The sequence below is a fragment of the Corallococcus macrosporus genome (assembly GCF_017302985.1).
Classification (GTDB): domain Bacteria; phylum Myxococcota; class Myxococcia; order Myxococcales; family Myxococcaceae; genus Corallococcus; species Corallococcus macrosporus_A.
Genome location: NZ_JAFIMU010000005.1, coordinates 1 through 24,782 on the forward strand (window position 1 = coordinate 1; position 24,782 = coordinate 24,782).

General features: G+C 69.6%; 21 protein-coding genes. 10 read left to right on the forward strand and 11 right to left on the reverse strand.

All coding sequences use genetic code 11. From position 1 onward, the window contains the following. From JYK02_RS09680 to JYK02_RS09705, 6 genes are all read right to left on the reverse strand, one after another. Nucleotides 1-1,182, reverse strand: a 1,182-nt coding sequence (locus tag JYK02_RS09680; protein ID WP_207050617.1) for a metallophosphoesterase, incomplete at its 3' end; no start/stop codon positions are given. Further along, a complete protein-coding gene (locus tag JYK02_RS09685; RefSeq protein ID WP_207050618.1) occupies nucleotides 1,158-2,933 on the reverse strand; it encodes a GMC oxidoreductase in 1,776 nt (591 codons plus the stop codon). The genes JYK02_RS09680 and JYK02_RS09685, both read right to left, overlap by 25 nt. Continuing rightward, a complete protein-coding gene (locus JYK02_RS09690; RefSeq protein WP_207050619.1) occupies nucleotides 2,917-5,040 on the reverse strand; it encodes a patatin-like phospholipase family protein in 2,124 nt (707 codons plus the stop codon). Before JYK02_RS09690 ends, JYK02_RS09685 begins: the two co-directional genes overlap by 17 nt. Further along, a complete protein-coding gene (locus JYK02_RS09695) occupies nucleotides 5,037-5,579 on the reverse strand; it encodes a hypothetical protein (protein WP_207050620.1) in 543 nt (180 codons plus the stop codon). Before JYK02_RS09695 ends, JYK02_RS09690 begins: the two co-directional genes overlap by 4 nt. Next, on the reverse strand, nucleotides 5,576-6,517 hold the full coding sequence (locus JYK02_RS09700) for an acetoacetate decarboxylase family protein (protein ID WP_207050621.1): 942 nt from the start codon (nucleotides 6,515-6,517) through the stop codon (nucleotides 5,576-5,578). The genes JYK02_RS09695 and JYK02_RS09700 overlap by 4 nt, the downstream gene beginning before the upstream one ends. Before the next feature lie 14 nt (nucleotides 6,518-6,531). Next, nucleotides 6,532-7,590 (reverse strand): esterase/lipase family protein, encoded by a 1,059-nt coding sequence (locus JYK02_RS09705; RefSeq protein ID WP_207050622.1) that lies wholly within the window; start codon nucleotides 7,588-7,590, stop codon nucleotides 6,532-6,534. Between the two features lie 170 nt (nucleotides 7,591-7,760). On the opposite strand from JYK02_RS09705, the gene JYK02_RS09710 reads away from it, so the two are divergent. The 5 genes from JYK02_RS09710 (at nucleotide 7,761) to JYK02_RS09730 (ending at nucleotide 13,051) form a co-directional block, all read left to right on the forward strand. Continuing rightward, nucleotides 7,761-8,108, forward strand: coding sequence for a hypothetical protein (locus JYK02_RS09710; RefSeq protein ID WP_207050623.1), 348 nt, complete (start codon nucleotides 7,761-7,763; stop codon nucleotides 8,106-8,108). Between the two features lie 132 nt (nucleotides 8,109-8,240). After that, nucleotides 8,241-9,254, forward strand: coding sequence for a protocatechuate 3,4-dioxygenase (locus JYK02_RS09715; protein ID WP_207050624.1), 1,014 nt, complete (start codon nucleotides 8,241-8,243; stop codon nucleotides 9,252-9,254). Nucleotides 9,255-9,288: 34 nt separating this feature from the next. Beyond that, nucleotides 9,289-9,963 carry a response regulator transcription factor gene (locus JYK02_RS09720; protein WP_207050625.1) on the forward strand — a complete coding sequence of 225 codons (675 nt, stop codon included), beginning with the start codon at nucleotides 9,289-9,291 and terminating at the stop codon, nucleotides 9,961-9,963. Beyond that, on the forward strand, nucleotides 9,960-11,507 hold the full coding sequence (locus JYK02_RS09725; protein ID WP_207050626.1) for an ATP-binding protein: 1,548 nt from the start codon (nucleotides 9,960-9,962) through the stop codon (nucleotides 11,505-11,507). The genes JYK02_RS09720 and JYK02_RS09725 overlap by 4 nt, the downstream gene beginning before the upstream one ends. Before the next feature lie 422 nt (nucleotides 11,508-11,929). Continuing rightward, nucleotides 11,930-13,051: a FadR/GntR family transcriptional regulator gene (locus tag JYK02_RS09730; protein ID WP_207050627.1), complete on the forward strand. Its 1,122-nt coding sequence runs from the start codon at nucleotides 11,930-11,932 to the stop codon at nucleotides 13,049-13,051. Between the two features lie 194 nt (nucleotides 13,052-13,245). Here the strand turns inward: JYK02_RS09730 and JYK02_RS09735 are convergent, their stop codons facing one another. Beyond that, nucleotides 13,246-13,842, reverse strand: coding sequence for a hypothetical protein (locus tag JYK02_RS09735; protein WP_207050628.1), 597 nt, complete (start codon nucleotides 13,840-13,842; stop codon nucleotides 13,246-13,248). 128 nt (nucleotides 13,843-13,970) lie between these two features. After that, nucleotides 13,971-14,576 carry a sigma-70 family RNA polymerase sigma factor gene (locus JYK02_RS09740; RefSeq protein ID WP_207050629.1) on the reverse strand — a complete coding sequence of 202 codons (606 nt, stop codon included), beginning with the start codon at nucleotides 14,574-14,576 and terminating at the stop codon, nucleotides 13,971-13,973. Between the two features lie 211 nt (nucleotides 14,577-14,787). On the opposite strand from JYK02_RS09740, the gene JYK02_RS09745 reads away from it, so the two are divergent. Genes JYK02_RS09745 through JYK02_RS09765 form a run of 5 tightly spaced genes read left to right on the forward strand, consistent with a single transcriptional unit; the run spans nucleotide 14,788 to nucleotide 22,983 of the window. Next, entirely contained in the window at nucleotides 14,788-16,782 is a 1,995-nt protein-coding gene (locus JYK02_RS09745) for an alpha-1,4-glucan--maltose-1-phosphate maltosyltransferase (RefSeq protein WP_207050630.1), read from the forward strand. Nucleotides 16,783-16,799: 17 nt separating this feature from the next. Beyond that, on the forward strand, nucleotides 16,800-18,449 hold the full coding sequence (gene treS / locus JYK02_RS09750) for a maltose alpha-D-glucosyltransferase (protein ID WP_207050631.1): 1,650 nt from the start codon (nucleotides 16,800-16,802) through the stop codon (nucleotides 18,447-18,449). Between the two features lie 6 nt (nucleotides 18,450-18,455). Continuing rightward, complete coding sequence (locus JYK02_RS09755) at nucleotides 18,456-19,790, forward strand: phosphotransferase (RefSeq protein ID WP_207050632.1); 1,335 nt, start codon at nucleotides 18,456-18,458, stop codon at nucleotides 19,788-19,790. Continuing rightward, complete coding sequence (gene glgB, locus JYK02_RS09760) at nucleotides 19,787-21,991, forward strand: 1,4-alpha-glucan branching protein GlgB (RefSeq protein ID WP_207050633.1); 2,205 nt, start codon at nucleotides 19,787-19,789, stop codon at nucleotides 21,989-21,991. Before JYK02_RS09755 ends, glgB begins: the two co-directional genes overlap by 4 nt. A gap of 32 nt (nucleotides 21,992-22,023) precedes the next feature. Beyond that, nucleotides 22,024-22,983 (forward strand): aldo/keto reductase, encoded by a 960-nt coding sequence (locus JYK02_RS09765; RefSeq protein WP_207050634.1) that lies wholly within the window; start codon nucleotides 22,024-22,026, stop codon nucleotides 22,981-22,983. On the opposite strand, the gene JYK02_RS09770 is transcribed toward JYK02_RS09765, so the two are convergent. The 3 genes from JYK02_RS09770 to JYK02_RS09780 form a co-directional block, all read right to left on the reverse strand. Further along, nucleotides 22,967-23,317: a PilZ domain-containing protein gene (locus JYK02_RS09770; RefSeq protein ID WP_347402459.1), complete on the reverse strand. Its 351-nt coding sequence runs from the start codon at nucleotides 23,315-23,317 to the stop codon at nucleotides 22,967-22,969. The two genes, JYK02_RS09765 and JYK02_RS09770, sit on opposite strands and share 17 nt — an antisense overlap. Nucleotides 23,318-23,419: 102 nt before the next feature. Beyond that, a complete protein-coding gene (locus tag JYK02_RS09775) occupies nucleotides 23,420-24,208 on the reverse strand; it encodes a biliverdin-producing heme oxygenase (RefSeq protein ID WP_207050635.1) in 789 nt (262 codons plus the stop codon). After that, the gene (locus JYK02_RS09780) at nucleotides 24,205-24,471 is read right to left on the reverse strand and encodes a hypothetical protein (protein WP_207050636.1); all 267 of its coding nucleotides are present in this window, start codon (nucleotides 24,469-24,471) and stop codon (nucleotides 24,205-24,207) included. The genes JYK02_RS09775 and JYK02_RS09780 overlap by 4 nt, the downstream gene beginning before the upstream one ends. Nucleotides 24,472-24,782: the final 311 nt, after the last annotated feature.

Here is a 24,782-nt window from a genome sequence, read left to right on the forward strand (position 1 = left end):
CTGGAACGAAGGCGCACCCATGGCACCCTCGTTGAGGTTCGCGGCGATGCCCCAGCCCAGCAGCGTGTAGACGACACCCATGAACGCGCCGAACCACGGGTTGAGCACCGGGAACAGCAGGTTGCGCCAGGTCATCCGCCGCGACGTCCGCTTCGGCGGGAAGCACTCCTTCAGCTCGAAGCCGCCCGGCGACTGGTCCTTCTTCGGCAGGTGCGTGGGGTGCAGGAAGGCCCCTCCCCCACCCGCGACAATCTTCTGCCGCCCAGCCGCGTCCTGGTGCCGGCGGTAGTGGTGCAGGTCTCCCGCGAGGAAGACGCTCACACTCTTGCCCAACACCCTGCGCTCCAGGAAGTCGATGTTGTTGTCCAGGAAGCCTCGGCCCGCGTGGGGCGTCACCTGCTGTTTGATCCACGCCGGCTCCGCGTTGCAGAGGATGATGCGATCCGTGGGTGCCATCTTCTTCCGGGCCACCTTCTGGAAGAACCTCACCTGCGGCAGGTCCAGGTCGGATTGCAGCTGCATGTCCGTGCCCAGCAGCCACCAGCCGTGCGGCAGCTTCAGCGCGAAGTAGCTGCGCCGCTGCCGCGTGTGCCAGCCCTTGGAGTGGCGGCCCTGGCAGAACAGGCGCGTGAAGGACACCAGCCCGTCGTACCAGTCATGGTTGCCGGGCACCGCGAACAGGTGCGGCCGGGGACGCCGCCTGTTCAAGGCGGCCTCGTAGGGCACCACCGTGCGCGCCTGGTACTCCTCCACGCTCGCGGTCGGATAGACCTCATCCCCACCGAACACGAGCACGTCACCGCCCTCCGTGGAGTGCGTCTTCCCGCAGGCGTCCGTCAGCTCGAGCTTCGGCGCCATCACCGTGGAGGCCACCGCGTAGGTGGAGTCCCAGCCGTCGCCCAGGTCCGACACGTAGTCCAGCCACAGCTCGTCGCGCGGGTGCTCCGTGTTCGTCTCCGAGTAGTCGAAACACAGCGGCTGGGGCTGCGACACGGCGTCCAGCAACCGCCGGTCCGCCTGCCGTCCGAACGTCCCCGACAGCAGCGCCTTCACGCCGGACTTCGCGAGCACGGCCGGGTCGAACCACGACACCATCGGCTTGCCCGGAGGCGTCCGCGGCTGGGGCGCGGGCTCCGTGCGCCGGCCCGGCATGCGGCTCACATCGGAGGCGCGGACGGCCATGTTCCCTCCTCGGGTGCCCGCGACGCATGTCCCCGCGTGGCACGGTGGTGCGAATCAATGAGCGCATCCGCGAAGCGGTCCGCGAGCGCCGCGATGGTGAGGCTCGGGTTGGGCCCGGTGGGGCCGGGCATCATCGAACCGTCGGCGACGTACAGTCCCGGGTGGCCGAAGGCCTGGCCCGTCGCGTCCACCACGCCCGTCTCCGGCCCGTGCCCCATGGGGCAGCCGCCCAGCGGGTGCACGGTGATGACCCGGCTCAGGTAGCTGAGCGGGTTCTGCACCAGCTTCCCCTCCAGCGTGCGGGCGATGTCCGCCATCGACTGGCGCAGCTCATCGAAGTACTCGCGCGAGCTGCCCATCCGCCAGTCGATGTCCAGCATCCCGTCCGCTGTCAGCCGCATGTGGCCATTGGGGATGTCGCGCCCCATGCCCAGCAGCGGCAGCGAAGTCGCGGAGCCCAGGCAGTCGCCCAGCAGCTCGGAGATCTCCTCGCTCACGTCGGAGTCGCGCGTGAGTCCCGTCCACCCGCGGATGAGGCGCCACGCCAGCTGCAGGCCCCGCTTCATCAGCGGCACCTGGTGCGCGCCCTCGTAGAGCCAGTTGACGAACTCCGGGTAGCCCGCGTCCTCGATGTAGTAGCCCCGGCCCGTGCCGCCCTCCTCCCTGGCCCGGAAGTGCAGCGCGCTGGTGATGACCGGGCCGTGCCCGCCGTCCAGGATGCGCGGCAGCTGCTTGCCGGTGCTCGAGTCATGGCACTGGCGCATGAAGCCCAGCAGGTCCCCGTTGCCGCAGAAGCGCGTGCCCAATTGTCCGCTCAGCCCGGGGAAGTGCCGCCGGTTCTTCAGGAGCAGATACGGGGTGCCGAACGTGCCCGCCGCCAGCACCAGCCGGTCCGCCGTCACGGTGGTCCGCGGCAACATGGACCGGGGACCTTCGCGCGGCACGTCCTCCGGGGTGTCCGAGTGGTCCAGGTACTGCACCACGTAGCCGCCCCCTTCCGCGGGCCACATCTCGGTCACCTCCGCGCGAGTGCGCAGCACCGCCTCGGCGTCTTTCGCCGCGGACAGGTACGTGTAATCGAGCGTGTTCTTGCTGCCCGTGTTGCAGCCGATGTCGCACTCACCACACAGGTGACAGGTGGTGCGCTTGCGGCCGTGGAGGTTGAGAAGTTCCTCGCGGATGGGCTCGCCGGGGACAGGCACCTCGCCCGGGTTGCCGAACGTCACCGCCAGCGGCGGCAGCTGCCAGTCCCCCGCGCGGCCCAGGCGCTCGGCCGCGAGCTTCATGGCCAGCGTCTTCGCCGTCGTCGAATAGGGCGCGTGCTCCAGCGGGTAGCGCTGCACGCGCATCATCCGCTCCACGGCGTCGTAGTGCGTCTCCAGGTCGGCGCGGGTGACGGGCCAGTCCTCGTAGCCGCCGCGCCGCAGGTCCTCGTGGATGAAGGTCTTCTCGTCCTTGCGCAGGAGCACGTTGGCGTAGATGAGCGACCCGCCGCCCAGCCCCGCGGACACCACGCCGCCCAGCCCCTTGAAGGACCAGAGGTTGAACAGGCCGTGCATGCCCTTGCTCGGGTCCCAGAAGTTGCGGCGCATGGCGTGCGGGCTGCGAGGGAAGGAGCCCGGCGGATACGCCTTGCCCCGCTCCAGCACGCACACCCGCAGGCCCGCGTCCGCCAGCCGCCACGCCATCACCGATCCGCCGAAGCCGGACCCCACGATGACGACGTCGAAGTGCTCAGCCCTCGTGGCCATGCGTGGCCTCCCCTTCCCGCTCGCGCACCGGCGCCTCCGGCGCGTAGAGGTCCCAGAGCGCTCCCAGGAACAGGTGGCCGAAGCGGGCCACCATGCCCGCGCCCTCCACGCCCCCGCGCGACGAGCGCATGCTGGAGACCAGGTGCAAGAGCTCCCGCATGCCCAGCACCAGCACGCCCGCGCCCACCACCGGGCCGCGCGCGTCCGGGCCCTCGTGCAGGTAGCTGTAGAGGCGCGTGGTGTCGCGCCAGAGGTCGGGCCCCGGGTCGTCATGCAGCGTCTTCGTGCCGTCCAGGTAGTAGTCCTGGCCGTTGGCCTGGAAGCGCAGGCCGTAGGTCATGATCTTCGTGCGCGGATCATCCGTGGAGCGGAAGAGGTTGAAGCGCCCCTCGCGCACCGGCAGGTCCATGCCCAGCGGCTTGTATTGCACGTGCGCCACCAGCCGGGCCGAGTGGTCGGCGTCGCGGATGAACGCCTCCATGTCGTCGATGGTGATGGTGCAGTGCATGGTGAAGGGCGTGGAGCGCCCGTCATGCGCGCCAGCCTCCGGGTCGGTGGTGCCCATCGCGAGGGGGCCGGACATGGTCTCGCGGAAGGTCAGGTCATTGGCGGGTTCGGTCATCTGGGTGATCTCCGGGGTGAGGGGCAGGCCCTGGGCGCCCGCCACCGTCAGGTAGCGCCAGGCGTCCGAGTAGCCCTGGTCGATGAGGGTCGCGGCCGTGACGTGGCCCGCGTAGAAGTCCGGGTCCAGGGGCAGCGGGTGCTCCGGCTTGATGAGGTGCACGGTGATGGGCCGCGCGTGTCCCGGCACGTGCTCGCCCGCGAGGATGCGCGCGTTGAGCTCGCGCACCTGCTCCAGCTCCGCGAAGAGCGCGCCGTTCGCGCTCAACTCGATCATGTGGACGTACTGCCGGAAGAAGCCGTCGTGGTAGCGGGGCGTGTTGCCGATGCACCAGACGATCCACACCTCGTCCGCGCCCCGGCGCACGGCCTCCATCACGTTGGCGTCCTGGATCCACACCGAGTCCAGGTACAGGTGGCCGTCCCTCGCCACGGGGGGCATGAAGAGCGGCAGGGAGACGCCCGCCACCAGCAGGTCTCGGTCCACGTCCGTGTGGGGGATGACCTCGTTCGTCTTCCGGGCGAAGTCGCAGACGTTGAAGGTGCCCGCGCGCTCGCGGTTCGCGCGGATGGCGTCCACGTCCACGCCCAGGTGCGGGAAGACGTGCTCGATGATGCCGTCCGCGTCCCCCATCGCGTGGAGCCTCCAGGGGCGCGTGTAGTCGTCCAGCGGCATCAGCGACACGAAGTCCTTCACGTCCAGCGTCCGCCACCGCTCGCACATCTCCGCGGGGGACAGGCCGGACAGCCACATCGCCAGCGTGATGATGCCGCCTGACGTGCCGTCCGCGTGGCTGAAGGAGAGCCGCGCGTCCGTCAGCGCGCGCAGCACGCCCGCCTGCCACGCGACGCGCATGCCACCGCCCGCGAGCACCAGCGAGCGCCGGGGTGCCTCCGCCGGCGAAGCCTGGACGCCGTGATTCTCCCCGAGCGCCCGGAGCGGCCGGCCCAACGGCTTGGGCTCGCGGGTCGCGTCCGCCACGCGCAGCGTGCTGACGGAGGGGCTGGTGGATTCCGGAGACGGTTCGTCCACCGTCTGGGGCTTGAGCACGGAGATGATCTGCTCGCGCTGGCGCAGCGAAGCGTAGAACCCCAGCACCAGCGCGGCGCTCAGCGCGTCGAACGCCGCCACGCCCAGCGCCAGCGGTGACAGCAGGCCGCGGCCCACGCCGATCGCCACCATCGCGCAGGCCCCCACCTTCTGGAGGCCCGTCCACAGGAAGGCGGCCGGGTTCGCGCGGGGCTCGTGCAGGCCGTGCAGGAGCAGGCCGCCGAACAGCACCATGAACATGCCCACGATGCGGAAGAAGTGCGCGGGCGCGGCGGACGCATCCGCGCGCAGCAGGCGCAGCTCCACCCCCGGCAGGAGCATCTGCGCCGCGCCGGTCACCAGGGTGATCCACCCGATGGCCGCGAGCGTCCAGCGCCAGGGACGCCCGTTGACGCGGGCCTGGCGCTCCAGCCATCGCGAAGCGGCCGGGCTCATGCGTGGGCCTCCCGGCGCGGCGGCACGGCCAGCCCGTAGCGCACGCGCGCCCCCGCCGGCTGCTCCGCGCGCAGCACCCGGTGCACGAAGTAGCCCAGCGTCAGCAGCCACTGCACCGTCCACAGCCCCACGCGGACGCGGTTCATCCGCATCCACGCGCCCAGCACCTCGCCCAGCCGCTCAGGCGACGTGATGCCGGCCGCCATCTCGTCGTTGTACGGAAAGATGTAGATGCGCGTGAGCAGCGTGGCCGCCACCACCGCCAGCAGCACGCCCAGCGGATACCAGCGCAGGGACGTCTTGCGCTCCCGCCACGCCAGCACCCCGGACGACAGCAGCATCACCGCCGTCATCCAGGTGAAGAACCGCGTGGCCGCCTGCACCTGAGGCACGAACTGCAGGGAGTAGTTGTCCACCGTGAGCTGGGGCGCGATGGGGAACGAGAACAGGATGAGCGACCAGCCCGTGCCCAGGTACATGGACGTGCACAGCAACAGCAGGCACGCATTCACCAGGTCGAAGAGGCCGCCGCGCTTCATGGCCGGGCTTCCTCGCGCGAGCGCACCTCGTGGACCGGCAGGGCCTCCTGGAGCGTCCCCGCCAGCGCGCCGTCGGACTCCGGGGGCGGCATGGGCGTCTGGTCCTGGCCCAGGTCCACCACGCTCTCCAGCCCCTCCGGGTACGTGGCCTCCGGGAGCGTGGGCTGGGTGAGGAACCACGCCTCGAAGTGGTCATCCAGCACACCGCTGGACGACGGGAAGAAGCCGGTGAAGAACGCGCGCGGGGAGATGCCCAGGTCCCTCAGCATCTGGATGCGCGGATGGTCCCCCAGCTCCAGCGTGCCCCACGCGCGCTTGCCCAGCCGGAAGCCGAACCGGCCCCGGAAGTAGATGGTGGACTTCATCAACATGCCCCGGAAGGCGCAGTAGTTCACCGCCGCCATCCGCAGCGGCAGCCACGCGAACCTCGGGCGCTCGATGCGCACGCGCACCGCCTGCTGGCCGCCCTCCTCGTAGCGGCTGCTCACGGAGCCGTCCTCCATCCGGAAGTCCAGCCGGGCCAGGTGCTTGGGCATGCCCCAGATGCCCTTGCCGCCCTTCACGGACACCTCCGTGTTCACCGGCAGGTCCACCACGTACTGCCCCACGCCGAAGTGCTTCTGGAGCAGCAGCGGCAGGAGCGGCGGCGCGGGCCGGCGCCCGTGCGTGCACGCCAGCGCGATGCTGAACTCGATGTACGCGCCGATGTCCGTCTGCTTGTAGTCGATGACGGAGATGAGCAGCACGGCCCGGTCGCGCGACACGCGCAGCGGGTGCAGCTCGTTGCCGGGCAGCAGGTTGGCCGCGCGGCGGGCGTCCACCGTGAAGGCGGCCATCAGCGCCGGGGCGCCTTTTGAATCCACCGGCAGTGCGTACGGGATGCCGTCCACGCGCGAGTAGCGGCCGGTCTGTCGCTGGATGCGTCGGGGGAGGAACATGGCATTGCCTTTCGTCAGTGCGGCAGCGAGCGATCCAGCTCGGAGAGGATGAGGGGGAAGACGTCCTGGGACGCGCGCTTGCCCATGAAGACGTCCAGGTGGCCGTAGCCCGGCAGGAGGTGCAGCGCGTGCCGGCCCGGGTGGAAGCGCTCCAGGTGCTCGAAGCTGCGGCGCTGGCTCTCCGCGAGGAAGCAGCGGTTCTCCTCGCCCGCGAAGAAGACGAAGCGCGCGTCCGTCTGGGGCTCGCGCTCGCCCAGGTCCTCCGGCAGCGCGCGGAAGCCCTCCACCGGCACCAGGTGGCCCGCGCGCACGCACTCCTCCATCTGGCGGAAGAACGTGAAGGGCACGGGGCCGAACTCGTGCTGGAGCCAGTCGTGCGTCCGGGCGTTGAGGTTCTCGTGCCGCCACAGCACGGGGAAGCCCGTGCCGTAGGTGAAGCTCGTCCAGCGGCAGACGAGATTGTCGCACTCGTGATGCGTCGCCTTCACCACGCGCGTCAGCACGCGCGCCGTGCGCGTGGGGCCGCCGTAGGCCCACTGCGGATCCAGGTACGGCGTGAAGCTGGAGACGAGCGGGACGGCGTAGCGCAGCTTCAGCTTCGCGGTCGCGGGCACCACCGGGTGCAGGGACACGGCGTTGGTGAGGATGAGGTCCACCTGGGGCAGCAGCCCCGCCACCGCGGCCATGGTGAAGCTGGTGGAGCCCTGGCAGTGGATGATGGCCTTGACCTTGTCCGCCCCCGTCTTCTCCACCACGGTGCGGATGGCGGGTGGGTGGTCCAGGACGGCGGCCTGGTCCAACGTCCACTCGCCCGGCTCCACGTCGATGCTGGCGCGCCAGTTCTCCAGCCACACGTCGTAGCCGTCCGCAATCAGCGCATCCACCACCGTCTGGCGCACCGGGGCGCGGAAGATGTTCCCGCGCACTCCCGCCCCATGCACCAGCACCACCGGCCCCTTGTCCGCCTTCTCGACGCCGCGCAGGTGCACCAGGTGCAGCGCGCGGCCGTCGCCCGCGAGGAAGGGCACGATCTCCTCGGAGTAACGCGGCTCATGGATTGTTTCCGCGGACATGACGGCATCCCCCCACACCGCAAACGTTGGTCGGTGCGGAAGGGGCGACAACCGGCGTGCAACCCCACGCCAGGCGCCGCTCCCCCCGCCTGACAGGAGCCACGGGCAACGGCGCTGCGCCTCCCTGTCACTCCGCCCGGGTCAGCCTCCGGAGTGCTATGCGTGAGGCCATGCACGCGGACACGGGTTGGAGCGACTACGAGGGCGGCGCGACGCTCGGGGGCATGGGCAGCCAGGGCGGCACCATCGTGCGGGACGAGGGCTTCCGCGGCCTCCTGCGCCTCACCTACGAAGCGGACGACTCGCGCTCCTTCCACGTCGTCACCTGCGGCGTGTCTGGCTGGCTGTCGCATCCGCGCTTCTTCGACAACGCGGCGGACGCGCTCCACGCCTTCGAGTCCATGAAGCCCGCGCTGGAGGAACTGGGCGCGGCGCTCCCGGAAGGTGGGCCCAGGTCCACCGCGGACGGCTGGGCAGCGGGCCCGCTGCTCGCCGCCTTCCGCGTGCGCTTTTCCTGAGTCGCGGTCTTCCCGCGCAAGGATTGCTTAAGGTTCTCCCGCGATAACCCGGTTCACCGTCCATCAGCCCCGGACGGTCCTCGAGCGGCACCCCCGCCGCTCCTGGCTCCGCAGCTCCCGGAGGAACCCCGGATGAAGAGCGAATCCCCCCAGGACCCTTCCCCCAAGGTCATCACGCGCCGGAGCATCCTGCGCGGCATTGGCCTGTCGCTGGCCGCGGTTCCCGTGGCGAAGCTGCTCGTGGCCTGTGGCGACGACACGACCGGCGGCGACACCGGCGCCGACGCGGGCACGGTGACGGACACGGGCACGGACTCCGGAGTGGTGGATCCGGGTGTCTGGGCCACGGGAGGCACCGCGGCGATGACGGCCGCCGCCACGTACCCGGATCCGTTCGCCTCGGGCATCGGCACCGTATGCAACCTCACCTGCGAGGCCACGCTGGGCCCCTGTTACGCGACCACGGTGGACCGCAAGGACATCAGCGAGGGCCATGACGGCCTGCCGGTGCGCCTGGCGTTCCTCATCGTCAACGAGTCGTGCGCGCCCGTCCCGAACGCCACGGTGGACATCTGGCACGCCGCGCCGGAAGGCCTGTACTCCGGCGAGGACGCGAGCGACTTCTGCACCTCCGGTGACGCGACAGCCCGCGCGGCGCGCTGGTTCCGAGGCGTGCAGACCACGGACGCCAACGGGCGCGTGGACTTCGACACCTGCTTCCCCGGTTGGTACAGCAGCCGCACCATCCACATCCACTTCACGGTGCGCGTGAACGGCCAGGAGTTCGTCACGTCGCAACTGTTCTTCGACGACACGACGAGCGACGACATCGTCAACCACCAGCCGCTCTACAACACGCGCGGCGCGCGCGACACGACCAACGCCAACGACACGGTCATCTCGGCGGACTCCGTGGGCAACTACCTCTTCGCCACGCAGCGCATGTCGGACGGCGCGATGCTGGCGTCCAAGACGCTGGTCATCCGCTCCTCGCGGGAGAGCGCGTCGTGCGCCGTGCCGGGAGGCAGCGGCGGTGGTGGCCCTGGAGGTCCCCCGCCGGGCGGCGACGGTGGCATGGGTCCCCCGCCTGGCTGGGATGGCGGCATGGGGCCTCCGCCGCCAAGCTTCGACGGCGGCATGCCCTGAACTAGGGTGGCGTGTCCGAAGGGAGGCATGGCGCATGGGCGAGCGCATCCTGCTGGTGGAGGATGACGACCAGCTCGGGTCCCAGATTGTCGGGCACCTGAGGGGCGCGGGCTTCGAGCCCGTGTGGTGGCGCGAGGGCCGCCTGCTGGTGTCCGGCGACCTGCCGGACGTGAGCCTCGTGGTGTTGGACCTGATGCTGCCCGGCACCTATGGCCTGGACATGCTCAAGGCGCTGCGGACCTTCTCGGAGGTCCCGGTGCTCATCCTGAGCGCGCGCAACGACACGCTGGACAAGGTCCGTGCGCTGAAGCTGGGCGCGGACGACTACATGACCAAGCCCTTCTGGCCGGAGGAGCTGGTGGAGCGAGTGCGCGCGCGCCTGCGCCGCCCCACCCTCCAGAAGGAGCAGGTGGTGGTGGAGGTGGGCCCGCTGCGCATCGACCTGCAGGGGCACACCGTGCAGGTGCAGGGGCGGCCGGTGGAGCTCACACGGGTGGAGTTCGAACTGCTCGCGGCACTGGCGCGCAGGCGCCAGGAGGCGGTGACGCGGCAGTGGCTGGTGGAGCACGTATTGGACCCGGAGCGTGAGGGCACGGAGCGCACGCTGGACGTCCACGTGTCGAGGCTGCGGCGCAAGCTGGGACCGGTGAAGTGCGTGGAGACGGTCTGGGGCGTCGGCTACCGGCTGGTGCCCGGGGAGGATGCGTGAAGCTGCGGTTGCGCCTGGCGCTCACGGCGGTGGCGGTGACGGTGCCTGCGGTGTTCGCGCTGGTGCAGGTGGAGCACTCGGTGCGCCGCCGCACGACGGACGAAGTCATCATCGAGTCCACGCTGTCGCAGATGCAGTCCGGCGGCCGCGAGCGCTGCGAGGCCGCGCCGGAAACCTGGATGGTCCGCACCCGCGCCCAGCGCCCGCCCTGGGAGCGCGAGGGCCTGCCGGACGGCAGCGGAGGGCCGCCATCGGGCACCGTCGCACCGAACGAACCCCCAGGCAGCGGGCCCGGCCCTGGAGGCCCCAGGCCCGGGGATGAAGGCCCGCCGCGAATGGGAAGCCAAGGTCCGCTGGGACGGCGCCTGCCACCGGTGAACCTCTATCCGTTCGACGGACAATTCGCCTCACGCAACCCGCAGGCACCGGCGTTGGACGACGAGCTTCGCAAGGGCGTGCTGGAAGACGGAGTGGGCGTACGCCGCTACTCGAAGACGGACGGCGCGCTGGTGCAGGACCTGCTGATGCGCATGCCCTGGGACGGAGGCCCATGTGAGTACGTGCTCGCGCGTCGCGTGGAGCCCGCGGAGTCGCCAGAGGTAGGGCTTCCGCCGCTATACGTCTGGGGCGTGCCCACGCTGCTCCTCCTGTCCGCGATGGTGGTGGCGCTCGGACCGGTCGTGCAGCGCCTGCGCCGTCTGACAGAGGAGGTACGGGCCTCGTCGCGCAGCGGCTACGAGCAACCCGTCACGGTGAACGGCAGCGACGAGATCGCGGAGCTGGCCCGGGCCTTCCAGCAAGCGAGAGCGGAGATTCAAGCGCAGATGGCGCACCAGCAAGCGCGCGAGCAGACGCTGCGAGACTTCCTGGCGAACACGACGCACGACGTGATGACGCCGCTCACGGTGTTGCAGGGCCACCTGGCCGCGATGCAGCAGCGAATGCGCACGGGAGAGCCGCTGGAGTCGGGCCTGATGTTGTCTGCGATGAGCGAGGCGCACTACATGGCCTCACTGGTGCACAACCTGGGAGCGGCGGCGAGGCTGGAGGCAGGAGCACCGCAGGTGCAGCACGCACCGGTGGACCTGAATGCGCTGGTGTCACGGGTGCTCGGCCGTCACCAGCCCATCGCGAGGCCGCAGCGCATCGCACTGGAAAGTGGAGTGCCAGCGACGCCCACATGGGTGATGGGCGACGAGACGCTGCTCGAGCAGGCAGTGAGCAACGTGGTGCTCAACGGCATCCGCTACGGGCGCGAGGACGGCCACGTAGCGGTCGTGCTGGAGACGACGCGACAGCAGACCTTCAGCCTGCGAGTCATCGACGACGGCCCCGGCATCTCCGAGGAGGAGCGCTCAAGAATCCTGGAGCGCCGCTTCCGGGGTAACGCGGCCCGGACGAGGGAGCCGCAAGGCCAGGGCCTGGGCCTCCACATCGTGCACAACGTGGTGGAGCTGCACGGCTGGAAGATGACCCTGGCACCGTCGGAGTACGGAGGCCTGGAGGTCGCATTCACCGGCCCGCTGGCATCGCCACCAGGGTGACGGAGAAAGAGGTGATGCAGCGCGCGTCACCACATTCTGGACCGTCGCCAGCTGACGCGCGGGCTCGAACCGCTCGACCACAGCCATCCCCAATGCGCGTGGCCAGGACCTGCGCATGCTCCGCTTCCCAACCAGGTCGTCAGACGCTCGTCAGCAAATCCCGTGCCCTGAATCCCCCCGCGAAGACCCACGTCGTGCGAGGCGCAACGGTAGGCCGCGACGCCATGCACGCGAGGGCGGCGACGCGAGACCAGGGACAGAGGTGCCGTCGGGTGCCGTCTTCCACAAACCTGTCCGACTGTCGGACAGGTTTGTGGCGTGGGGCACCCAGGGGTGGACGGCCACGAGGGCCTCGGTCCCACGAGTCCATGTCAGACCCCTCTGGTTGGATGCGCGTGGCGTGGGCGAGGAGGAGGACGGTGATGGAGCGGGTGGGACGCGTGGCGTACGTGGAGGAGCAACTCGAGCGCTACATTTCGCTGGGGATGCTGCCGCGGGGGCAGTTCGCCTCGGAAGAGAAGCTGGCGGGTGAGTTCAACTGCTGCCGGGGCACCGTGCGTGAGGCGTTCCGGCGACTGGCGGCGCGAGGCCTGGTGGTGCAACACCCCGGTCGAAAGACGCGCGCGGTGGCGCTGGATGAGTCGCTGACGCTGGAGAACCTGGGCCTGGCGCTGCATCACCGGCACACCGAGGCCGGCCGGCGGCTCTTGGAGGGCTTCTTCAGTCTCAGGCGGCAGGTGCTGGTGGACCTGCTGGCCGAATGCTGCACGAAGGCCTCCGCGTCACAGGTGGACCGGTTGGAGTCCGTCTGTTACGCGCTCTCGGACGCGGCGCGCTGGGAGCCCGGTGCCCGCTGCGCGCAGTTGGAATTCGAGTTGCTGCGGCTGGCGGCCCACACGGCTTCACGTCCCGGGCACATGCTCCTCGTCCAGTCGCTGCAACGGGCCATGAGGGGCAATGCGATCCGGCTGCTATCCCTCATGGGTGGCGAGTCGCTGAGTGCATGGGCCAGGTGCGCGATGCACGCCCTCAACGAGCGGGATGTGCGGACGATCCAGCACCAACTGCCGGCGCTGCTGGAGGCGTGCGATGAGGGCTTGTTGGACGCCTTCTCTCCTGCCACTCGGAAGCATTCATCACCCGCTACCGGACCGGATTCCGCGCGGGACGCACGCAACTGCATGGCGGAGCACGGTCCCGGTGGCCTCACGCCAGCTGAGGAGGAACACAAAACGTTTGAGGTTCCACCCGCCCCTCATGCGGAGGCTGTCCCCGTGGAAACGGAGACAGTCAGCGATGCGCTGTTGGCTCCCACCGTCGTGAGCGAATCCCCTGATGACAATGGTGGGGAGCGCGTCACAGGGAACGTGCCGGGAAACCTGCTCGACGGGCGGACCCGTGCGTGCGGCTTGTCAGCGGAGGCAGACCTGAAGCCCGAGCATCCACCCGCTAGAGACTACGGACGTCCCGGCGGGTTCGTGCGCGAAGAGGACGAGCCGCGTCATGTCCCCTTGGACACTCCCACCACCTCGCCACCGGACTGAGCATCGGATTGCCCGTGCCCATGGGGTGGGACGAAACTCGACGTGCGCATCTTCTGAACTCGCGAACATCGCGCCCCCGACCCGCGCCCATCCCCACCGTGTCCGCCCTGACGCAGGGCGGACACAGTCCAGCTCCCCTCCCCTCGCCGGATCACGAGCTGGACGCGGTCCGGCTTCCCTCCTCCGAAAAGGAGCTACCGCGTCGCGGTTCGACGCGTCGGCATCCGCGTCTTCGTGGTCCGGTGCGCCTGCGTCTTCATCCCCGGCATGCGACGGGGCGTGTTCGCACGCGCCTTCATCCCCGGTATGCGACGGGGCTTGTGCGTCCGCGTCTTCACCGGCCCCCGGCGCGCGTAGCCCGCGGGCTGCATCGCCTTCTTGGACGTGATCGCCTTCTTGCGCGTCACCGGAGTGGTACGGGCCGCGGGCCGCATTGCCTTCTTCGCCGTGGGACGCTTGCGCATCGTGGGCCTCGCCTTGCGCGCGGGCGCCTTCTCCATCCGGCTCAGTTGAGCTTCGAAGCGCGTCAGCGCCGTGCGGAACAGCGCCGCCTTGCGCCGCGTGTCCAGGCTCCCGCCCATCATGCGGCTTCCCATGGGGACGCGCCTGGCCTCACGGCGCAGCCGGTCCGCCAGCTTTTCGTACTGGGTCACCATGCCGCGCGCGCGCCGCACCATCCCCATCAGCTCGCGCCGCGACAGCTCCATCAGGTTGCGCGGCGCACTGGCCAGCACCAGCCGCATCTCCCGCGCGTTCATCAACGCCGTCCCCGTCTCCCGCATCTTGCGCATGTCCGCCCCCTCCCTCGGGTTCGCCAAACAGACGCAAGGTTTGGGGGCCCACCGGGTGACGGCAAGGCGGACACGGGCCAAGCCTGCTTCACCGCCCATCCCCTCGGAACAGGGCCACTGTCCTGCACTCAGCCGGATGCGCTTTCGGGCCGCGCTTCCAGCAGCAGCGACAGCTTCTCCAACGCCAGCCGCGCACGCGTCTTCACCGTGCCCAGTGGCTGGCCCGTCTTCTGCGAAATCTCGCTCTGGGACAGCCCGTCGAAGTACGCGAGCAACACCACCTCGCGCTGCTCCGGCGGCAGCTGGGCCATCGCCGCTCGCACCCGCGCCTGGTCCTGCGCCGCGGAGGCGGAGTCGTCCGGCGAAGGCGGCGTCGCGCTCACCGGCGGGGGCTGCTGGGCCACGCCCTCCACCATGCGCGACACCGTGCCCAATGAGCGCAGCCGGTCGATGGCCCGCGTGCGCGCGATGGTCGTGACCCACGTCTCCAGCCCGCCGCGCGCCGGATCGAAATCTCGCGCGCGGCGCCAGACCTCCAGGAAGGTCTCCTGCAGCACCTCTTCCGCGTCCGCACGCGTGGGCAGCAGCCGCACCATGATGGCGAACGCTCGCGCCGAGCACCGCGCGTAGACATCCCGCATGGCCGCCGCATTGCCGAGCGCCACCTGCTTCAGCAGGTCGCGATCGGCCGACAGGTCACTCGCTTGCTGAGCAGCGGAGTCGGTTGGCGCCATGTTCGTCCCGGATACCGCAACCGGAGGGGCGGATCCCAGCTTCAACTATCGGGAGCCATCCACCCAGCCCGTCGGGGTGGGCGACCGCTCACTCCGTTCCTAACGTTGACAGGCCAACGCGACCGGGCGGTCGCCATCTTCAATCCACCACACCCGCACATTGCCGCCTGGAGCCACTGACTCAGAGTCCTATAAGGGGCCGCCAGCCGATATGACCGAACGACTCGGAAGCGTGTTCATCGAGAACGTCCAGCCGGAGCTGGACGCGGGGCGCTACGCCATCAAGCGCGTCGCCGGAGAGAGCCTCACCGTCCGGGCGGACATCTTCAAGGAAGGCCATGACGTGCTCGTGGCCGTCGCCCGCTGGCGTCAGGTGACTCCCGCCGCCCAGAAGACCGAATGGGCCGAGGTCCCCCTCACCTTCAAGAACAACGACGCCTGGGAAGGCTCCATCCCCCTCGCGAACAATGGCCGATACGAATTCACGATTGAAGCCTGGCCGGATCTCTTCCGCACCTGGGCGCATGAGCTGAAGCGCAAGGTGGACGCCGGCCGCGACGTGAAGAGCGAGCTGCTGGAAGGCGCCGCGCTGCTGGAGGGCGCCGCGGCTCGCGCCAAGGGCAAGTCCGCGGAGGACCACCGCGTGCTCGCCGAGGCCGGGGCCCGCCTGCGCACGCCGCCCACGCCGGACCACCTCCTCGCCGCGCTGTCCCCCGACCTGGCGGACGCGGCGTCACGTCATCCGGACCGCACGCTCGCTCGCACGTACGACAAGGTGCTGGAGGTGTTCGCGGACCGGGAGAAGGCGCGCACCGCCGCCTGGTACGAGTTCTTCCCGCGTTCAGCGAAGCGCGACGGCAAGACGCACGGCACGTTCAAGGACGCACAGGGCTGGCTGCCCTACGTGCAGAAGCTCGGCTTCGACACCGTCTACCTTCCGCCCATCCACCCCATTGGCCGCACCGCGCGCAAGGGCAAGAACAACAGCCTGCGCGCGGAGCCCGGTGACGTGGGCAGCCCGTGGGCCATTGGCGCCGCGGAGGGTGGCCACAAGGCGGTGCACCCGGAGCTGGGCACGCTCGCGGACTTCCGCGCGTTCGTGGACTCGGCGAAGGCGCATGGCATTGAAGTGGCGCTGGACCTGGCCTTCCAGTGCTCGCCGGACCACCCGTACGTGAAGGAGCATCCGGAGTGGTTCCAGCACCGCCCGGACGGCACCATCAAGACGGCGGAGAACCCGCCCAAGCGCTACGAGGACATCGTCAACTTCGACTGGATGGGCCCCGCGCGTGACGCCCTCTGGAAGGAGCTGAGGTCCGTCGTCCTGCACTGGGTGGACAACGGCGTGCGGACCTTCCGCGTGGACAACCCGCACACCAAGCCCATGCAGTTCTGGCACTGGCTCATCCGCGAGGTGCAGGACCTGCACCCGGACGTGCTCTTCCTGTCGGAGGCCTTCACCCGCCCGAAGGTGATGAAGGCCCTGGGCAAGGTGGGCTTCACCCAGTCGTACACGTACTTCACCTGGCGCCTCTTCAAGGACGAGCTGCGCAGCTACCTGGAGGAGATCACCAGCCCGCCCGTGTCGGACTACTTCCGCGGCAACCTCTGGCCCAACACGCCGGACATCCTCCCGGAGAACCTCCAGAACGCGGGCCCCGGCGCCTTCCGCCTGCGCGTGGCGCTGGCCTCCACGCTGTCGTCGGTGTGGGGCATGTACTCGGGCTACGAGCTCTGCGAGGGCCGCCCGGTGCCGGGCAAGGAGGAGTACCTGGACTCGGAGAAGTACCAGCTCGTTGCCTGGGACTGGGACCGGCCGGGCAACATCTCCGGCTGGATCGCGAAGCTCAACGCCGTCCGCAAGGCGCACCCCGCGCTCCAGCAGTACCAGGGCCTGCGCTTCTTCGAGTCCGACAACGACCGCGTCATCTTCTACGGCAAGCGCTCGCCGGATGGCCTCAGCACGGTGCTGGTGGCGGTGAGCCTGGATCCGTACGCGCCGCAGGAGGCGCTGCTCCACGTGCCCATGGAGTGGCTGGGCGTCAACGCGGAGGAGACCTATCAGGTGCATGAGCTGATGGGCGACCAGCGCTCGCTGTGGCAGGGCCCGGACGTGCAGGTGCGCCTGACACCCGAACAGCCCGCGGCCATCTACGCCGTGTACCGCTACCGCCGCACCGAACACGCGTTCGACTACTTCGAGTGACCCCTTCCGAGAGGCGTATGGACCTGGATCCGCTTTGGTACAAAAAAGCGCTCATCTACGAGCTGCACATCCGCGCATTCCACGACTCCAACGGGGACGGCCACGGGGACATCCCGGGCCTGATTGAGAAGCTGCCGTACCTCCAGGACCTGGGCGTGGACTGCCTGTGGCTCCTGCCGCACTACCCGTCGCCGCTGCGTGACGACGGCTACGACATCGCGGACTACTACGGCATCCACCCGGACTACGGCACGCTGGCGGACTTCCAGCGGCTGGTGGAAGAGGCGCACAAGCGCGGGCTGCGCATCATCATCGAGCTGGTGGTCAACCACACCAGCGACCAGCACCCCTGGTTCCAGGAGGCGCGGCGCGACCCGAAGAGCCCCAAGCGCAACTGGTACGTGTGGAGCGACACGGACGAGTCCTACAAGGGCGCGCGCATCATCTTCACCGACACGGAGCGCTCCAACTGGACGTGGGATCCGGTGGCCAAGCAGTACTTCTGGCACCGCTTCTTCAGCCACCAGCCGGACCTGAACTACGACAACCCCGAAGTGCAGGAAGCCATGCTGGACGTCATGCGCTTCTGGCTCAACATGGGCGTGGACGGGTTCCGCTGCGACGCCGTGCCCTACCTCTTCGAGCGCGAGGGCACCAACTGCGAGAACCTCCCGGAGACGCACGCGTTCCTGAAGCGCCTGCGCAAAACCATCGACTCCGAGTACCAGGGCAAGGTGCTGCTCGCGGAGGCGAACCAGTGGCCCGCCGACGTGCGCGTGTACTTCGGCGAGGGCGACGAGTTCCACATGGGCTTCCACTTCCCGGTGATGCCCCGCCTCTTCATGGCGGTGCGCCGCGAGGACCGCACGCCCATCGTGGAGATCATGCAGCAGACGCCGGACATCCCGGAGTCCTGCCAGTGGGCCATCTTCCTGCGCAACCACGATGAGCTGACGCTGGAGATGGTGACGGACGAGGACCGGGACTACATGTACCGGGAGTACGCCACCGACCCGCGCATGCGCATCAACCTGGGCATCCGCCGCCGGCTGGCGCCGCTGATGGACAACGGCCGCCGTCGCATCGAATTGATGCACAGCCTGCTGTTCACCCTGCCCGGCACGCCGGTCCTCTACTACGGGGACGAGATCGGCATGGGCGACAACATCTACCTGGGCGATCGCAACGGCGTGCGCACGCCCATGCAGTGGACCGGTGACCGCAACGCGGGCTTCAGCCGCGCGGACTACGCGCGCCTCTTCGCGCCCGTCATCGCGGACCCCGTCTACGGCTACCAGTCCATCAACGTGGAGGCCCAGGAGCGGCAGAAGTCCAGCCTGCTCCAGTGGGTGAAGCGGATGATTGGCATCCGCCAGCGCTACCCCGTGTTCGCCATGGGCACCCTGCGCTTCCTCGCCACGGAGAACCGCAAGGTGCTGGCCTTCGTGCGCGAGTGGGAGGGCCAGACGGTGCTCGTCGTGTGCAACCTGTCGCGCTTCGCGCAGCCGGGCGTGCTGGACCTGCGCGAGTTCGCCGGCAGCATCCCCGTGGAGTTGATTGGAGAGACCGCGTTCCCCCGCATCAGCGACCTGCCCTATCAGCTGTCGATGGGGCCCTACATGTTCCTGTGGTTCCGGTTGGACAAGCCGCTGCAGGCGAAGGAGTAACCCCGCGTGACGCCCCTGGACCTGACCAAGCTGCCTGATTTCCTCAAGACCCAGCGCTGGTTCGCTGGCAAGGCCTGGCCCATCAAGAGCGTCAGCGTGGTGGACCACGTGACCATGAACCTGGGCGCGTGTTCCTTCACCCTGGCCATCATCGAGGTCGTCTACGAGCTGGGCCAGCCGGAGCGCTACCAACTCCAGGCCCGGCAGACCGCGGACGGGCTGGTGAGCGCCCTGGAGGACGACGACTGCGTGCGCGCCGTCTTCAACCTGGCCCGCGAGGGCCGGGTGGTGTCGTCCGGCTCCGGCCGCGTCGTGGGCGAGTGGATCGCCTCCACCGACAGCGGCGTGGCGCTGCCGGATCCGCTCGGCGTGCGCCGGCTCAACGTGGAGCAGAGCAACACGTCGCTGGTGCTGGGCGAGCGCATCATCATCAAGGTCATCCGCAAGCTCGAGGCGGGCGTGAACCCCGAGTACGAGGTGGGCCGCTTCCTCGCGACGAAGACGGACTTCCGCGCGACGCCTCAGCTGGTGGGCGCGCTGAACCTGGAGGGGCCCGCGGGCGCGACGCTCGCGGTGGCGCACCGCTTCGTGCCGGACGCCGTGGACGGCTGGAAGTACACGCTGGAGCGGCTGCGCCAGGAGAAGGCGCTCTCCGAGCGCTTCCTCGGGGAGATGCGGGAGCTGGGCGCGCGCCTGGGCGAGCTGCACAAGGCGTTCGCCTCCGCGGGGCCGGAGGACCTGGCCTTCTCCCCGGAGCCGCTGCTCCAGGAGGACCTGCAGCGCTGGAGCGCGTCCATCGTGGGCGAATTGGGCGTGACGCTGGCGGACGCCGGGCGGCTGCACGCGGACCTGGAGAACCGGCGCGAGGGGCTCATCGCGTACGCGAAGCGGCTGGCGCAGGTGGCGCCCTCCGGCCAGAAGATCCGCATCCACGGCGACCTGCACCTGGGCCAGGTGCTGCGCTCGCAGAACGAGTGGCTCTTCTTCGACTTCGAGGGCGAGCCGTCCCGCTCCTTCACCGCGCGCCGGGAGAAGTACAGCGCGCTGCGCGACGTGGCGGGGATGATCCGCTCGTTCGACTACGCGGAGGCCACCGTGTCGCTGGAAGGCGGGCAGCCGCGCGGGCGCGTGGGCCCCACCCGCGACGCGTTCCTGGAGGGCTACCGCCAGGCGACGCGCGGGGCGGCCTTCCTGCCCGACAGTGACGAAGCCTTCGACGTGATGCTGCGCGCCTTCGAGCTGGAGAAGCTGTTGTACGAAGTGCGCTACGAACTCGCCAACCGGCCGGACTGGGTGCGCATCCCCGTCGAGGCCCTGTTGCGGATGGAGGATGCCCAGTGAGGAAGCCGGCGGACAGAGCACAGGTGGACGCGGAGCTGCAACGCGTGGTGGAGCTGCGCCATCCGGAACCCCACTCCATGCTGGGCGTCCATCCGGACGGCGACGCGGTGGTGGTGCGTGCCTACCGCCCGGAGGCCGTGGCCATCCATGTCCTGCCGGAGTTCGGCGGCAAGGTGCCCATGGTGCACCGCACCGGCGGCGTCTTCGAGGCGCGCATCAACGGCCGCACGGAGCCCTTCGGCTACCTGCTGGAGGTGGAGTACCCGGGCAAGAAGGTCTTCACGCTGCGCGACCCGTACAGCTTCCTGCCCACCATCGGTGAGATGGACCTGTACTTCGCCGGCGAGGGCCGCCACGAGCGGCTCTGGGAGCGCATGGGCGCGCACCTCATCCACCACAACGGCGTGAAGGGCACGTCCTTCGCCGTCTGGGCGCCCACCGCCCGCGGCGTGTCCGTGGTGGGCGACTTCAACGGCTGGGACGGGCGCCTGCACGCCATGCGGCGCATGGGCTCCTCCGGCATCTGGGAGCTGTTCGTCCCGGAGGTCGGCGAGGGCACCCGCTACAAGTTCGAAATCCGCCCCGGCCACGGCGGCGGCGCGTTGCTCAAGGCGGACCCCTTCGCCTTCCGCACGGAGACGCCGCCGGCCACCGCGTCCGTGGTGCATGACCTGCAGCGCTACGCGTGGGGCGACAGCGCGTGGCTGGAGGCGCGCGGCAAGCACGTGGACGCGGCCCACCACCCGTGGAGCGTCTACGAGGTGCACCTGGGCAGCTGGCGCCGCGTGGTGGAGGACGGCGACCGGCCCATGACGTACCGCGAGCTGGCGCCGGAGCTGTCCCGCTACGTGAAGGAGACGGGCTTCACGCACGTGGAGCTCCTGCCCGTGTCCGAGCACCCCTACGGCGGTTCCTGGGGCTACCAGGTGGGCGGCTACTACGCGCCCACGTCGCGCTTCGGCCACCCGGACGACTTCCGCTACCTGGTGGACTACCTGCACCAGGAAGGCATCGGCATCATCGTGGACTGGGTGCCGGGCCACTTCCCGCGCGACAGCCACGCGCTGGGCAACTTCGACGGCACGTCCCTCTACGAGCACGCGGATCCGCGCAAGGGCGCGCAGCCGGACTGGGGCACGCTCGTCTTCAACTTCGGCCGCAACGAGGTGCGCAACTTCCTCATCGCCAACGCGCTGTTCTGGCTGGAGGAGTACCACATCGACGGGCTGCGCGTGGACGCGGTGGCGTCCATGCTCTACCTGGACTACAGCCGCAAGCAGGGCGAGTGGATCCCCAACCGCTGGGGCGGCCGCGAGAACGAAGAGGCCATCCAGTTCCTGCGCGAGCTCAACGACACCGTGCGCCGCAAGCACCCGGGCGTGGTCGTCATCGCGGAGGAGTCCACCGCGTGGCCCAAGGTGTCCCAGCCCGTCAGCGAGGGCGGCCTGGGCTTCCACTTCAAGTGGAACATGGGCTGGATGCACGACACGCTGTCGTACTTCTCCAAGGACGCCGTCTACCGGCAGTACCACCACAACCAGCTCACCTTCGGCCTGCTGTACGCGTTCAGCGAGCACTTCATGCTGCCGCTCAGCCACGACGAGGTGGTGCACGGCAAGGGCAGCCTCTACGGGCGCATGCCGGGCGATGAATGGCAGAAGCGCGCCAACCTGCGGGCGCTGTTCGCGTGGATGTGGGCCCACCCGGGCAAGAAGCTGCTCTTCATGGGCGGCGAGTTCGGCCAGCCGGCGGAGTGGAACCACGACAAGAGCCTGGACTGGCACCTGCTCCACGACCCGGGCCACAAGGGCATCCAGAAGCTGGTGGGCGACCTGAACCGCATCTACCGCGACCTGCCCGCGCTCTACGACTCCGACAGCGAGCCGGTGGGCTTCCAGTGGCTGCAGCCGGACGCCTCCGCTGCGAACGTGCTGGCCTTCGTGCGCCGCTCGCGCACGCCCGGGCGCCACGTGGTGTGCGTGGCCAACATGTCGCCGGTGCCGCGCGAGGATTATCGCGTGGGCTTCCCGCTCCACGGCCGTTACGTGGAGCTGCTCAACACCGACGCCGGGGAGTACGGCGGCAGCGGCCTGGGCAACCGGGGCCAGGTGCACACGGAAGCGACGGGCTGGGATGGCCAGCCGGCGTCCGCGGCGCTCACCCTGCCCCCGCTGTCGGTGGTGTGGTTCACGCCGGGGTAGGACGCCCCGGCCTCACCGAAAGGAATCGGGGCATGGCGGCGAAGCGGAAGCTGGGAACGACGGGCCTGGAGGTGTTCCCGCTGTGTCTGGGCGGGAACGTCTTCGGCTGGACGGTGGACGAGGCCACCTCGTTCGCCGTGCTCGATACTTTCGTGGAGGGCGGCGGCAACTTCGTGGACACCGCGGACGTGTACTCGCGGTGGATCCCCGGCCACGTGGGCGGCGAGTCCGAGACGGTGCTGGGGAAGTGGATTGCCTCGCGCAAGGCGAAGGACCGCCTCCTGGTGGCAACGAAGGTCGGCGCGGAGACGGCGCTGGGCAAGGGCCTCACGCGCGAGCACATCGAGAAGAGCGTGGACGCGTCCCTGCGCCGGCTGGGCGTGGAGCGCATCGACCTGTACTACTCGCACTACGACGACCCGAACACGCCCCTGGAGGAGACGCTCCGCGCCTTCGACGCGCTGGTGAAGGCGGGCAAGGTGAAGGCGCTGGGTCTGAGCAACCACTCGGCGGAGCGCGCGCAGGAGGCGCTGGACACGCAGAAGCGGCTGGGGCTCACGCGCTACACCGTCATCCAACCCGAGTACAACCTGGTGGAGCGTCCGAAGTTCGAGGGCGCGCTCCAGCGGGTGTGTGAGAAGGAGGGGCTCGCCGTGGCGCCCTACTTCGGGCTGGCCGCGGGCTTCCTCACCGGCAAGTACCAGGAGGGGCAGCCGCCGCCGGCGTCACCGCGCGCGGGCAACGTGCTCAAGAAGTACGGCAACGCGAAGGGCTGGGGCGTCGTCGCCGCGCTGAAGAAGGTGGCGGAGCGCCGGGGTGCCACGCCGTCGCAGGTGGCGCTCGCGTGGCTGGAGACGCGGCCCACGGTGGTGGCGCCCATCGCCAGCGCCACGTCCGTGCCGCAGGTGAAGGAGCTGCTCGGGGCCTTCTCCCTGAAGCTGGAAGCGGACGACCTGCGCGAGCTGGACAGCGCGTCTATGTTTCATCCGTGACGAGCACTGTCTTCAGCCGCTCCAGGATGGGCTCCGGCACGTCGATGAAGGACAGGCCGACTTCGAAGCGGGCCACCGCGTCCTTGGGTAACTTGATGGCCCAGACGATGCGCGCGGTACATTCCACCGAGCTGCCGTCGGGCAAAAACAGCTCCAGGTCCAGCCGCGAGCCCACGTCCTGCGGCTCGTCCGAGTAGATGCGCGCGCCCCCGAGGCTGACGTCGAGCACCTGCTTCTTGTCGCCCACCTTCATTCGCGCGGGACGCGAGTAGAGGGGCGCGTGGATGCGGGGAAAAGCGCGGCGATCGATGGGAGAGGTCATCTGGAGTGTCACGATCAGCCATCCTAGCGTGACTGTCACGAAAGGGCATATCACCCCACCGTCGCGGAGGTGACCCGTGGGGTCGGGCCACCTCCGCGTGGGTTCCGGCCCACCCTACCCGGGGCTACCGCCTGGCGCGTCGAGCCCCGGCGCATCCCGCGCCAGCTCGTCGCAGATGAGCGCCTGGATGCGGAAGGCCAGCCGCGCCTCCTGGACCACCTCCTGGGCCTCGCCCTCCGTCAGCGTCACCTCGTCCAGGCGGGCCGTCAGCCGGGCCTGGAAGGCGAGCAGCTCTCCGGCGGACACCGCGTTGTAGAAGGCCGTGCCCCGGCCGTTCTCCAGCTCGAACGCGCGCGCGATGAGCCCCGAGCGCTGGGGCGCGGTGAAGAGGTCCTGGACGCAGCGTGCCCAGGCATGGGCGATGAGCAGGTGCGGGGCCTCCGCCGCCACCTCGAGGATGCGCTCGGCGTGCAGCCGCGTCTCCGCGCAGGCGAAGGGCTTCGTGCGCGTGTCGCCGCAGAACCAGTCCAGGTCCGCCACCAGCGCGGAGGTCCGCCGCAGCTCCGGCAGCCGCAGCACCCGCGCGAGCGGGCCGTCCTTGAGCGCCGGCAGCACGGACTCCAGCGCCTCGTAGACGACGTGCAACTGGCGCAGGTGGTTCACGTAGTGACGGGCCCGCACGAACTGGCCGTAGACGCCGCCGTTCCACGAGCCGTGGAAGAGCGCCTCCAGGAAGGTCGACTGCTCCGCCTGGCGCCGCGCCATCCCCGTCCCCTCCTCCAGCCGCGACGACAGCCGCTGCATGGACGGGAAGTCCACGGAGGCCATGGCCGTGGCCGGCAGGCGCCGGTCCCTCGCGGAGCGCTCGAAGCCGCCCCAGCGCAGCGTGCCCCGGAGGCTCACTGCTTCCACCCACCGGTGGGCGCCCCGTGGGCGGCGGCGGGGGCCGGCGGCTCGGACACCTCGGCCTCGTGCGAGGGCGCGTGCGGCACCTCCAACTGCTGGATGGCCTCCACCAGGGTGTGGCCCAGCGCGCGCAGGACGTCCTCCTCCAGGCGAAGGGTGACAGGCCCCACCGCCAGGTGGATGTGCCCACAGCTGCACCGCGTCACCTCCGCGCACGGGCCTCGCGCCAGCACCGCCCTGCAGCATCCCTGACCGAGCATCGCGACCTCCATTTGATTTTGATTATCGAAATCAAATTCATGAGGCCACAACGCCCTTCCGCCGTCAAGCCCGGTCCGCGCCGTTCTGATCCGGAGCCCAGCGCCCGACACTCCAATCACAGACATGAAACATCAAAAACAAAGACAATCAATCACAAGCAAGACAAATGCATGCATTAAATGCATCAATGTTTCATGTGTCGACATGAAGCTGCTCTTGTGTTCATGTAGGCACGACCCTTTCGCGGCACGGCAAAACTGGCTGAAGGTTTGTTCAGGGCCGTCCGGAGGACCGCGAAAACTGGCTGAAG